This is a genomic window from Aeromonas sp. QDB17, from assembly GCF_027705305.1.
Classification (GTDB): Bacteria; Pseudomonadota; Gammaproteobacteria; order Enterobacterales; family Aeromonadaceae; genus Aeromonas; species Aeromonas caviae.
Genome location: NZ_JAPDBP010000005.1, coordinates 83,716 through 94,023 on the forward strand (window position 1 = coordinate 83,716; position 10,308 = coordinate 94,023).

Annotated in this window: 14 protein-coding genes; 7 read left to right on the plus strand and 7 right to left on the minus strand. The window is 60.1% G+C overall.

The annotated features are described in order from the left end of the window. The 6 genes from OKC41_RS06260 to OKC41_RS06285 form a co-directional block, all read right to left on the minus strand. Positions 1–1,440 carry an RNA polymerase factor sigma-54 gene (locus tag OKC41_RS06260; RefSeq protein ID WP_039040474.1) on the minus strand — a complete coding sequence of 480 codons (1,440 nt, stop codon included), beginning with the start codon at positions 1,438–1,440 and terminating at the stop codon, positions 1–3. 65 nt (positions 1,441–1,505) lie between these two features. Then, complete coding sequence (gene lptB / locus OKC41_RS06265; protein WP_010675872.1) at positions 1,506–2,231, minus strand: LPS export ABC transporter ATP-binding protein; 726 nt, start codon at positions 2,229–2,231, stop codon at positions 1,506–1,508. Positions 2,232–2,243: 12 nt separating this feature from the next. Next, positions 2,244–2,762 (minus strand): lipopolysaccharide transport periplasmic protein LptA, encoded by a 519-nt coding sequence (gene lptA / locus OKC41_RS06270; RefSeq protein WP_010675873.1) that lies wholly within the window; start codon positions 2,760–2,762, stop codon positions 2,244–2,246. Further along, positions 2,749–3,309: an LPS export ABC transporter periplasmic protein LptC gene (gene lptC, locus OKC41_RS06275; protein WP_010675874.1), complete on the minus strand. Its 561-nt coding sequence runs from the start codon at positions 3,307–3,309 to the stop codon at positions 2,749–2,751. The genes lptA and lptC overlap by 14 nt, the downstream gene beginning before the upstream one ends. Further along, the gene (kdsC, locus tag OKC41_RS06280) at positions 3,306–3,860 is read right to left on the minus strand and encodes a 3-deoxy-manno-octulosonate-8-phosphatase KdsC (RefSeq protein WP_042864828.1); all 555 of its coding nucleotides are present in this window, start codon (positions 3,858–3,860) and stop codon (positions 3,306–3,308) included. The genes lptC and kdsC overlap by 4 nt, the downstream gene beginning before the upstream one ends. Beyond that, the gene (locus OKC41_RS06285) at positions 3,860–4,855 is read right to left on the minus strand and encodes a KpsF/GutQ family sugar-phosphate isomerase (protein ID WP_029314845.1); all 996 of its coding nucleotides are present in this window, start codon (positions 4,853–4,855) and stop codon (positions 3,860–3,862) included. Before OKC41_RS06285 ends, kdsC begins: the two co-directional genes overlap by 1 nt. Before the next feature lie 206 nt (positions 4,856–5,061). Here OKC41_RS06285 and mlaF point away from each other — a divergent pair, with 206 nt between their 5' ends. From mlaF to murA, 7 genes are read left to right on the plus strand one after another with little or no spacing between them, the layout of a single operon-like run. Next, complete coding sequence (gene mlaF / locus OKC41_RS06290; protein ID WP_029314846.1) at positions 5,062–5,862, plus strand: phospholipid ABC transporter ATP-binding protein MlaF; 801 nt, start codon at positions 5,062–5,064, stop codon at positions 5,860–5,862. Further along, entirely contained in the window at positions 5,862–6,641 is a 780-nt protein-coding gene (gene mlaE, locus OKC41_RS06295; protein WP_042880207.1) for a lipid asymmetry maintenance ABC transporter permease subunit MlaE, read from the plus strand. Before mlaF ends, mlaE begins: the two co-directional genes overlap by 1 nt. Before the next feature lie 7 nt (positions 6,642–6,648). Continuing rightward, positions 6,649–7,146 (plus strand): outer membrane lipid asymmetry maintenance protein MlaD, encoded by a 498-nt coding sequence (gene mlaD, locus OKC41_RS06300; protein WP_010675879.1) that lies wholly within the window; start codon positions 6,649–6,651, stop codon positions 7,144–7,146. Positions 7,147–7,148: 2 nt separating this feature from the next. Continuing rightward, positions 7,149–7,781, plus strand: coding sequence for a phospholipid-binding protein MlaC (gene mlaC / locus OKC41_RS06305; RefSeq protein WP_039040470.1), 633 nt, complete (start codon positions 7,149–7,151; stop codon positions 7,779–7,781). Beyond that, entirely contained in the window at positions 7,778–8,050 is a 273-nt protein-coding gene (locus tag OKC41_RS06310; RefSeq protein WP_039040469.1) for a lipid asymmetry maintenance protein MlaB, read from the plus strand. Before mlaC ends, OKC41_RS06310 begins: the two co-directional genes overlap by 4 nt. Next, positions 8,050–8,307 carry a BolA family iron metabolism protein IbaG gene (ibaG, locus tag OKC41_RS06315; RefSeq protein WP_010675882.1) on the plus strand — a complete coding sequence of 86 codons (258 nt, stop codon included), beginning with the start codon at positions 8,050–8,052 and terminating at the stop codon, positions 8,305–8,307. Before OKC41_RS06310 ends, ibaG begins: the two co-directional genes overlap by 1 nt. Before the next feature lie 19 nt (positions 8,308–8,326). Beyond that, positions 8,327–9,583, plus strand: a complete 1,257-nt coding sequence (gene murA / locus OKC41_RS06320) for a UDP-N-acetylglucosamine 1-carboxyvinyltransferase (protein ID WP_041211853.1) — start codon at positions 8,327–8,329, stop codon at positions 9,581–9,583. A 163-nt stretch (positions 9,584–9,746) separates the two neighbouring features. On the opposite strand, the gene OKC41_RS06325 is transcribed toward murA, so the two are convergent. Then, positions 9,747–9,998, minus strand: coding sequence for a YkgJ family cysteine cluster protein (locus OKC41_RS06325; RefSeq protein ID WP_010675884.1), 252 nt, complete (start codon positions 9,996–9,998; stop codon positions 9,747–9,749). Between the last annotated feature and the right edge of the window lie 310 nt (positions 9,999–10,308).

Below are 10,308 nucleotides of genomic sequence, written 5' to 3' on the forward strand. Positions count from 1 at the left end.
CTAAACCAGGCGTTTGCGCTGATTGGATGGCGGGATCAACAAGGATTCACGGTACTTTGCGATCGTGCGTCTCGCCACCATAATACCCTGTTCGGCCAGCAAATCCGCGATCTTGCTATCACTAAGCGGCTTGGCGGGGTTTTCCGCCGTCACCAGCTTCTTGATCAGGGCGCGAATAGCGGTCGATGAGCACTCTCCTCCTCCCTCCGTATTGACGTGACTGGAGAAAAAAAACTTCAGTTCAAAAATGCCGCGGGGCGTATGCATGTACTTCTGGGTCGTGACCCGTGAAATGGTCGACTCATGCATCTCCACCGCTTCCGCGATGTCGTTGAGTACCATGGGTTTCATGGCCTCTTCGCCGTACTCGAAAAAGCCCTGCTGCTGCTCGACGATGCAGCTGGCCACCTTGAGCAGGGTGTCGTTACGACTCTCCAGGCTCTTGATGAACCACTTGGCCTCCTGCAAATGAGAACGGATGAACTGGGTATCCGTGCTGCTGCGAGCATTGCGCGCCATGGCCGCATAGGCCTCGTTGACACGGATGCGCGGAGCAGAATCCGGATTGAGTTCAACCACCCACTTGCTGCCCTTCTTGACCACGGACACATCCGGGATCACGTACTGGGATTCACTCTGGATGATGCCGTTGCCGGGTCTGGGCTCCAGTTGCTGGATGAGATCCAGCACCTCCTTGAGATCGCTCTCCTTGAGGCGGGTCTTGCGAGCCAGGGTGCGGTAGTCGCGATTGCCGAGCAGGTCCATGTGTTCGCGGATCACCTCTCTGGCTTCGTCGAGCCAGGGCAGGTCCGGCGAGTACTGGCCGAGCTGGATCAGCAGACACTCTTGCACCGAACGGGCGGCGATGCCGACCGGATCGAAATGCTGCACCCGCTTGAGCACGGCTTCGATCTCATCCAGTTCGACTTCTACCTCCTCGCTGCTGACTGCAGCCTGAATATCCTCGAGGGTGGCAGTCAGATACCCGGATTCGTCGATGGCATCGATGATGGCAAGCGCGATGGCAGCATCCACATCACTGAACGGGGTGAGCCGCATCTGCCACAGCAGGTAGTCCTGCAGGTTCTCGGTGGTCTCCCCCTGATAGACGCTGTCTTCCCCGTCATGGATGGGGCCTGCGCTCTGGGCCGTACCGGCCGAGTAGACCTCGTCCCAGGTGGTGTCCACCGGCAGTTCATCCGGCATGCTCTCCTGGGCCATGGCATCGCTGGAGTCGAGTTGACTGGCGTCCTGTGTCTCTGTCTGACTGGTTTCCTGCGCCTCGTTCTCCTCTTGCTCCAGCAAGGGGTTGTTGTCGAGCGCTTGCTGAATTTCCTGCTGGAGTTCCAGGGTGGAGAGCTGGAGCAGACGAATCGCTTGTTGTAATTGTGGCGTCATGGTCAGGGACTGACCGAGACGCAACTGTAATGTCGGCTTCATCTACGTCGGGATATCCTTATGTTCAGCGAGGCAGTCACCTAACAAAAATGAGGGGTGCCCCCTTACTATAGACTGAATTGATCGCCCAAATAGACGCGCTTGACCTGCTCATCGGCGAGGATATCGGCCGGCGCGCCCTCGGCAATCATCTTGCCGTGGCTGACGATGTAGGCCTTCTCGCACACATCCAGCGTCTCTCTGACGTTGTGGTCCGTTATCAGCACACCCAACCCGCGTTCTTTCAGATGCTGGATGATCTTTTTGATATCGATGACTGAAATAGGATCAACACCTGCGAAAGGCTCATCGAGCAGAATGAATCTCGGCTCTGCCGCCAGCGCCCGGGCGATTTCCACCCGGCGCCGCTCCCCACCCGAGAGGCTCTGGCCCAGGCTGTCGCGGATATGGGTGATATTGAACTCTTCCAGCAACTGTTCGACCTTATCCTCCCGCTCTTCGCGGCTCAACCCCTTGCGGGTCTGCATGACCCCCATCAAGTTGTCGAACACCGACAGGCGCCGGAAGATGGAGGCCTCCTGGGGCAGATAGCCGATGCCATTGCGGGCACGGATATGCATGGGCTGCAGGCTGATGTCCTGCTCGTCGATGGTGATGAGGCCGGCATCCCGCTGCACCAGGCCCACGATCATGTAGAAGGAGGTCGTCTTGCCCGCGCCGTTCGGGCCGAGCAGGCCCACGATCTGGCCCGTCCCCACCTCCAGGCTCACATCGCTGACCACCATGCGGCGCTTGTAGCTCTTTTGCAGACCCGTTGCTTTTAACACTGCCATGGCTGTTGTTTCCTACTTCTTCTGATCGGCGGGTTTGTCAAAGTTCTCCACCTGATCCGGCAGGAACACCGTCTTGACGCGCTGGGTAGGCCCCTTGCTCTCGGCAATCATCTTCTGCTTGACGATGTCGTAGCGAATCAGATCGCCGGTCACCTGGCTGTCTTCCTGCTTGAGCTGGCCATTGCCGGTGATGGTCACCAGCCGGTTCTTAAGCTCGTAGCGGATGCTGTTGCCATGGGCATTGACCGGTTTGCCGTTGTCCAGCACCTGGAAGAAAGTGGCTGGGTTGCCATACGCGGTCATGACCTCGGCGCCCTTGTCGCCGGAGCGGATCACCACCACCTTGTCGGCCTTAATCTTGATGGTGCCCTGGGTGATGATGACATCCTCGCTGAAGGTGATGCGGTTGTCCTGCATCTCGGCCACCTGCTTGACAGCATCCACATAGACCTTCTCGGCAAAGTCGGACTCTTTGGCATTCAGGGAACCGCACAGCAACAGGGCCGTGAGGGCCAGATTAACGTTTTTCATTGAAATAAGTGGCATGGCCTTTATCCAGTAACTCGAAATATTTACGTTCCAGGTGACCCTTGAGGCCAACGCCCTCGGTCTGGAACTCCTGGCCCACAATGCTGATGTGCTGGTTGCTTCTCATCCCCTGCGTCACCAGATCCAGCTCCAGATAGGAGGTATCCAGCGTGGAGATGAAGGAAGCGGGCAGCAGACCGTCCAGATGCACCTTGTCACGGAGGATCACATTGTCATCGGTGTTGAGCACCCCGGTTTCGGCCGTCAGCTTCCATTCGGCCGCGCCCTTGTCATCGAACATGTAGACCACCGGCTTGATGAAAGTGGCCTGCTCGAGCACCTGGTAGTACTCCGCATATTCGGATTCCAGCCGTTCGGTGCGCTTGCCCTGCTCGTTGAAGCGGGTCGTCACCAACTCTCTGGCGGTGAAGTCCGGTTGAAAATTTTCCGTCTTGGTGGTCGGCTCGGGGACCAGCTCGATCTCCCCCAGCTGCCAGGCCGCCAGCGCAGCCAGAAACAGCAGGCCGAACAGCACAGTCTGTTTGTTCATCGCGACGCCTCGGGTTGATAGTCAGCCAATCCCTGGGCCTGCAAGATCAGGTCGCACACCTCGCGCACGGCCCCGACGCCACCGCCAAGCCGCGTCACCAGATCCGCCTTCGCCAGCACAAGCGGATGGGCATCGGCAACGGCGATACCCAGGCCGCAAGCCTGCATCACCGGCAGATCGATGGTGTCATCTCCCATATAGGCGGCTTGCGATGCATCCAGCCCGAGCTTGGTCAGCAAGGCCTCGAAGTGGGGCAGCTTTTTGTCTGCCCCCTGCACCAGGTGCTGGACTCCCAGACTCTTCATGCGATCGCTGACGATGCGGGAGTTTCGCCCCGTGATGATGGCAATCTCGATGCCCGCATTGAGCAGGGCACGCATGCCGGCACCGTCACGGGTGCAGAAAGTCTTCAGCTCTTCGCCGTTATTGCCCATATAGATGAAGCCGTTGGAGAGCACCCCATCCACATCGCACACCAGCAGGCGGATCTGCGCCGCCTTCTCGTACTGGCTGCGCGTCACCGGACCATAGAGGGTCGGTACGTCTTGCATCAAATTACTCCGGCTTTCAGCAGGTCATGCATGTTGAAGGCACCCAGCGGGTGTCTCTCCCCATCCACGACCAACAACCCGTTGATTTTCCTGGTTTCCATCAGCTTGACGGCCTCGGCCGCCATCATCTCAGGCCCTACGGTAACACAGTTCACCGTCATGACGCGGCTGATGGGGGTGTGATGGATGTCCACCTGCAGGTCCAGAATGCGGCGCAGGTCACCATCGGTGAACAGACCGGCAAGCAGCCCTTGATCGTCCACCACCGCCGTCATGCCGAGCCCCTTGCGGCTCACTTCCAGCAGCGCCTGGCTGATGGTGGCATCTATCCCCACCTTGGGCAACAGCTCGCCGCTGTGCATCAGATCGCCCACTCGCAACAGCAACCGCTTGCCGAGGGACCCGCCCGGATGCGACAGCGCAAAGTCATCGGCGGTGAAGCCACGGGCCTCCAGTAGGGCCACGGCCAGCGCGTCCCCCATCACCAGAGTGGCGGTAGTGCTGGATGTCGGGGCCAGACCGAGGGGGCAGGCCTCTTTCTCCACCTTGATGCACAGGTGCACGTTGGCCTCTTTCGCCATGGTGGAAGCCGGATTGCCGGTCATGCAGATGAGCGGAATCCCGCGGCGCTTGAGCACCGGCAGCAGGGCCAGGATCTCGTCGCTCTCGCCGGAGTTGGAAATGGCGATGATGAGATCCCCGGCTGAGATCATGCCGAGATCCCCGTGGCTCGCCTCGCCCGGGTGCAGGAAGAAGGCGGGCGTTCCCGTGCTGGCCAGGGTCGCGGCAATCTTGTTGCCGATATGACCCGACTTGCCCATGCCGGTCACCACTATCTTGCCGCCACAGCGCAGCACCATCTCGCAGGCGCGCTCGAACGCCTCGTCAAGGTACTGGTAGAGTCCATCAATGGCTTGTTTTTCTATGTCCAGCACCGCTCGGGCGCTGCGACGGAAATCGAACAATTCAGACACTTTTTCAGGCTTTACAGACATAAAGGCACAGCTCCGGGCCGAAATTTGCTGCGGGATTATAAAAAAGTCTGCCGAGATAAGCGAATCGGATGCGGAATGGGCGGTCATTGACGCAGGTTGTTACATAAAACTGTCGCGTACTTGGGGGGGAAACCCGCTCAATAGTTGTTCCTCGCTGTTGCTTAGACCTAGACTAGCCCATAAAATTCGCTCTTCATTTATACCGGATGGACAATTGTTTGAACGATGACCTGATCACCATCTCCGACCTGACCTTCAGTCACGGGGATCGGCTGCTGTACGACAGGATCAACCTGACCATTCCCCGTGGCAAGGTCACCGCCGTCATGGGTCCGAGCGGGATCGGCAAGACCACCTTGCTGCGCCTGATCGGGGGCCAGCTCAAGCCTGAGTCCGGTCACATCCTGTTTGACGGGGAAGACGTTCCCACTCTCTCCCGTTCACGCCTGTATGAAGTGCGGAAACGGATGAGCATGCTGTTCCAGAGTGGCGCATTGTTCACCGGCATGACCGTCTTCGACAACGTGGCCTTCCCGTTGCGGGAGCACTCCGGCCTGCCGGAAGAGCTGATCCGCACCATCGTCATGATGAAACTGCAGGCTGTCGGTCTGCGCGGGGCGGCCAAGCTGATGCCGTCAGAGCTCTCCGGTGGCATGGCGCGTCGCGCGGCCCTGGCGAGATCCATCGCGCTGGATCCGGATCTCATCATGTATGACGAGCCCTTCGTGGGGCAGGACCCCATCACCATGGCGGTGCTGGTGAAGCTCATCAAGGAGCTCAACGATGCCCTCGGCATCACCTCCGTCATCGTCACCCACGACGTGAAGGAGGTGCTGAGCATCGCCGACTACGCCTACATCATCGCCAACCGCAAGGTAGTGGCACACGGCACACCGGAGCAGCTGCGCGAGGAGCACAATCCCGAAGTCGAGCAGTTCCTCAAGGGATTGCCCGACGGTCCTGTTCCGTTTCATTTTCCGGCAGGCGACCTGCTACAGGATCTGTGATGTTGACAAGTCAGATAAGCAAGCTGGGCCACAGCGGTGTGCGTTTCATCAACGCCGTCGGCCGGGCAACCATCATGCTGTTTCATGCACTGGCAGGACGCCCCCAGCCACGCAAGCACTTCCCGCTGCTGGTGCAGCAACTGTATGTGGTGGGAGTGCAATCCGTCGCCATCATACTGGTGTCCGGCCTCTTCATCGGCATGGTGCTCTCCCTGCAGGGTTACAACGTATTGAAGGATTTCGGCGCAGAGCAGAGCCTGGGGCCTCTGGTTTCCCTCTCCCTGCTCCGTGAGCTGGGCCCTGTGGTCACCGCCCTGCTGTTCGCCGGTCGTGCGGGCTCCGCCCTCACCGCCGAGATCGGCCTGATGAAGGCCACCGAGCAGCTCTCCAGCCTGGAGATGATGGCGGTCGATCCGCTGCGTCGGGTCGTGGCGCCCCGCTTCTGGGCCGGGGTCATCAGCATGCCGCTGCTGGCCTTCATGTTCAGTCTGATCGGCATCTTTGGCGGCAAGCTGGTTGGTGTCGACTGGCTGGGGGTGGACGAAGGCAGTTTCTGGTCCGCCATGCAGGCCTCCGTCGACTGGCAGGACGACATCATGCAGGGCGCCATCAAGAGCCTGATCTTCGCCCTGGTGGTGACCTGGATAGCGCTCTTCAACGGCTATGATGCCAAACCGACCTCGGCCGGGATCAGTCAGGCGACCACCCGTACCGTGGTTCACTCATCCCTGGCCGTGCTCGGTCTGGATTTTATACTCACCGCAGTCATGTTTGGATAAGGGAAAGATGAAGTTCAGCAAAGTAGAATTTCTGGTTGGCGCCTTCATGCTGGCTGGCATCGCGGCCATTCTGGCATTGGCACTGCAAGTGGCGGGATTGAGTTTCAAACCGGAAGGAGAAACCTATACCCTGCGCGCCCATTTCGATAATATCGGCGGCCTGAAAGTGCGCTCGCCGGTCAAGGTCGGCGGCGTCGTCGTCGGTCGTGTCAGCGACATCACCCTGGATCCCAAGAGCCAGGTCCCCATCGTTTCCCTGCAGATGCAGAAGAGTGCCGGCGAGTTTTCCGAGACCAGCACCCTCTCCATCCTGACTTCTGGCCTGCTCGGTGAGCAGTACATCGGTCTGGCACCGGGGTTCAGCGATGAGGAGATGGGCACCAGCATGCTCAAGGATGGCGACATGATCGAAGACACCAAGTCCGCCATCGTGCTGGAAGATCTGATTGGCAAGTTCCTCTACAGCCAGTCCTCTCCGGCCAACACACCCGCAACCAAGGAGTAACCATGTTCAAGAAGATCGCCCTGATGCTGGGTCTGATGACCAGCATGCTGTTCTCCCTCGTCGCCCGTGCGGATGTCAATACTTCGGACCCCTATGCCCTCGTGGATCAGGCCGCCCAGCAGACCTTTGCCCGACTGAAAGCCGATCAGGCCCAGGTGAAGAGCAACCCCGATCACCTGCGCGTCATCATCCGCGAGGAGCTGCTGCCCTACGTGGACAACCGCTTCGCCGCCTACAAGGTGCTCGGCAACCAGATCAAACAGACGACCCCTGCCCAGCGTGACGCCTTTGTGGACGTCTTCACCGAGTACATGGTGAGCTCCTACGCCGACGCCCTGGCACACTTCGACAAGCAGACCGTCAAGGTCCAGCCCGGCAAAGCCGCCGAGAGCAACATCACCGCCGTCAACGTCAGCGTGAAAGAGGCTGGCAAGCCGGACATCTTCCTCGAGTTCAAGCTGCGCAAGAACAACAAGACCGGCGAGTGGAAAGCCTTCGACATGGTTGCCGAAGGGATCAGCCTGCTCTCCGCCAAGCAGAACGAGCTGGGCGGCCTCATTCGCCAGAACGGCATCGATGCGGTGATCGCCCAGCTGCGTGAACACAACGCCAAGCCGCTGGTGATCAAGTCATGATCCTGAGCGGTGACTTGCAGGCCCCGCAGGTCAACGATCTGTGGCAACGCCGCGCCGACTGGTGGCAGGACGACCGGCTCGAACTCGGTGCCGTCACTACCCTGGATTCCGCCGGCCTTGCCCTGCTGGTCAAGTGGGCCAAGGCGGCACTGGCACGGGGTGCCACTCCGACACTGGTGGGTGCCTCCAACGATTTCTATACGCTGGCCAACCTCTACGGGGTGGCCAGCCTCTTTCATTCAACCCCGCTCACAACTGAGGACTCATAATGCAAGTCTCTGAAATTGAAGCGATACTCCTCGAGGCTTTGCCATTGTCCGAAGTCCATGTCAAAGGGGACGGCAGTCACTACCAGGTGATCGCCGTCGGCGACATGTTTGACGGCATGAGCCGGGTCAAGAAACAACAGGCCATCTATGCCCCGCTGATGGACAAGATCGCCACCAACGAGATCCACGCTCTCTCCATCAAGGCCTATACCGACGCCGAGTGGAAACGCGAGCGTAAATTCCAGCTGCCCTCCTGATTTGGTAAAGAAGTAAACCATGGACAAATTCAAGATCACCGGCCCCTGCACCCTCTCCGGTGAAGTGACCATCTCTGGCGCCAAGAATGCCGCCCTGCCCATCCTGTTTGCCACCCTGCTGTGTGACGAAGAGGTTCAACTCTCCAACGTACCGCGCCTGAAAGACGTGGGTACCACCCTCAAGCTGCTGGAGATGCTGGGCGCCACCACCAAGGTCAACGGCAACGTGACCGTACTGACCGGTGCGGTAAACAATCATGTCGCCCCCTACGAGCTGGTGAAGACCATGCGTGCCTCCATCCTGGCCCTGGGCCCGCTGGCAGCCCGCTTCGGTGCAGCAGACGTCTCCCTGCCCGGCGGCTGCGCCATCGGTGCCCGCCCGGTCAACCTGCATGTCCACGGCCTGGAGCTGATGGGCGCGAAGATCGTCATCGAAGAGGGCTACATCAAAGCCCGCGTCGACGGCCGCCTGAAAGGTGCCCACATCCTGATGGACATGGTTTCCGTGACAGGTACCGAGAACCTGATGATGGCCGCCACCCTGGCTGACGGTCGCACCGTGATCGAAAACGCCGCCCGTGAGCCGGAGGTGGTCGATCTGGCCAACTTCCTCAACGCGCTCGGAGCTAACATTCAGGGCGCCGGCACCGATACCCTGACCATCGACGGCGTAGAACGTCTGCACGGTGGCAGCTACAGCGTGCAGCCCGATCGCATCGAGACCGGCACCTTCCTGGTGGGCGCCGCCGTGACCGGTGGCAAGATCACCTGCCGCAACACCGACCCCAGCCTGCTGGAAGCCGTACTGGTCAAACTGGAAGAGGCTGGCGCCCTGATTGAAAAGGGTGACGACTGGATCACCCTCGACATGACAGGTCGCACCCTGAAACCTGTCACCATCAAGACCGCCCCCTACCCGGCATTCCCAACCGACATGCAGGCCCAGTTCACCGTGCTGAACGCGGTCGCCCAGGGCACCGGCATGGTCACCGAGACCATCTTCGAGAACCGCTTCATGCACGTGCCCGAGCTGGTTCGGATGGGTGCCGACATCGAACTGCAGGGCAATGTGGCCATCTGCCGCGACACCCAGCAGCTCAAGGGTGCCCAGGTGATGGCGACCGATCTGCGCGCCTCCGCCAGCCTGGTGCTGGCCGGCTTCGTGGCCGAAGGGGCCACCATTGTCGATCGCATCTATCACATCGACCGTGGCTACGAAGACATCGAGCACAAGCTGCAAGGCCTGGGTGGTCGCATCGAGCGCATCAAGGAATAAGCTGGCTTCACCATGAGCCGACGATAAAAAAGGCCCCCTCGCCAGGCGAGGGGGCCTTTTTCATGACTCCGAATGGCGGCACCCCCTTCTCCCCTTGCGGGAGAAGGGGCGGGGATGAGGAGGACAAGCAGACACCCTTTCCCCGAGGGAGAGGGTCAAGGGCTCAGGCGGTCAGCCGCTCCAGCTCGCCGATAAGCCAGATGGCCTCCTGGCGATGGGAGCCGCACACGTCCGCCATGGGGCGAAAGCCGCCGCACACCGCCGGGCGCTCCGGCTGGCCGAAGATCTTGCACCCCAGGTGCGCATCAAGCTGCACACAGGGCACACCGGCGGGCTTGCCGTCCGGCATGCCGGGAATGGCACTGCTGATGCTGGGGGCGATGCAGCAGGCACCGCATCCCTGACGACATTCCATGTGATTTTTCCTCTGTGGGGCACCGCAGTGTAGCAAGGAGTCCGGTTTCTCCTAAGCCTTATCCCTGCCCGGGCACCCTGGCGCCCTGCAGAGCGCAAAAAGCCCGGCAGTGCCGGGCTTTTTGCTGCGGGAGTCAGCACATCACAGGATGATGTCGCGTACCACGCTGTCTTTGCGATCCAGGAAGTGGATCGACTTGATGCGACGGCATGAGAGTACGTGACTTGCCGCCACCGCCATCCTCCTGCTTACAGGATGATGTCGCGTACCACGCTGTCCTTGCGATCCAGGAAGTGGATCGACTTGATGC

Coding starts and splice junctions, on each gene's coding strand:
- OKC41_RS06260 (WP_039040474.1), bottom strand. CDS start 1,440: ATGAAGCCGACATTACAGTTGCGTCTCGGTCAGTCCCTGACCATGACG.
- lptB (WP_010675872.1), bottom strand. CDS start 2,231: ATGGCAGTGTTAAAAGCAACGGGTCTGCAAAAGAGCTACAAGCGCCGC.
- lptA (WP_010675873.1), bottom strand. CDS start 2,762: ATGAAAAACGTTAATCTGGCCCTCACGGCCCTGTTGCTGTGCGGTTCC.
- lptC (WP_010675874.1), bottom strand. CDS start 3,309: ATGAACAAACAGACTGTGCTGTTCGGCCTGCTGTTTCTGGCTGCGCTG.
- kdsC (WP_042864828.1), bottom strand. CDS start 3,860: ATGCAAGACGTACCGACCCTCTATGGTCCGGTGACGCGCAGCCAGTAC.
- OKC41_RS06285 (WP_029314845.1), bottom strand. CDS start 4,855: ATGTCTGTAAAGCCTGAAAAAGTGTCTGAATTGTTCGATTTCCGTCGC.
- mlaF (WP_029314846.1), top strand. CDS start 5,062: ATGGACAATTGTTTGAACGATGACCTGATCACCATCTCCGACCTGACC.
- mlaE (WP_042880207.1), top strand. CDS start 5,862: ATGTTGACAAGTCAGATAAGCAAGCTGGGCCACAGCGGTGTGCGTTTC.
- mlaD (WP_010675879.1), top strand. CDS start 6,649: ATGAAGTTCAGCAAAGTAGAATTTCTGGTTGGCGCCTTCATGCTGGCT.
- mlaC (WP_039040470.1), top strand. CDS start 7,149: ATGTTCAAGAAGATCGCCCTGATGCTGGGTCTGATGACCAGCATGCTG.
- OKC41_RS06310 (WP_039040469.1), top strand. CDS start 7,778: ATGATCCTGAGCGGTGACTTGCAGGCCCCGCAGGTCAACGATCTGTGG.
- ibaG (WP_010675882.1), top strand. CDS start 8,050: ATGCAAGTCTCTGAAATTGAAGCGATACTCCTCGAGGCTTTGCCATTG.
- murA (WP_041211853.1), top strand. CDS start 8,327: ATGGACAAATTCAAGATCACCGGCCCCTGCACCCTCTCCGGTGAAGTG.
- OKC41_RS06325 (WP_010675884.1), bottom strand. CDS start 9,998: ATGGAATGTCGTCAGGGATGCGGTGCCTGCTGCATCGCCCCCAGCATC.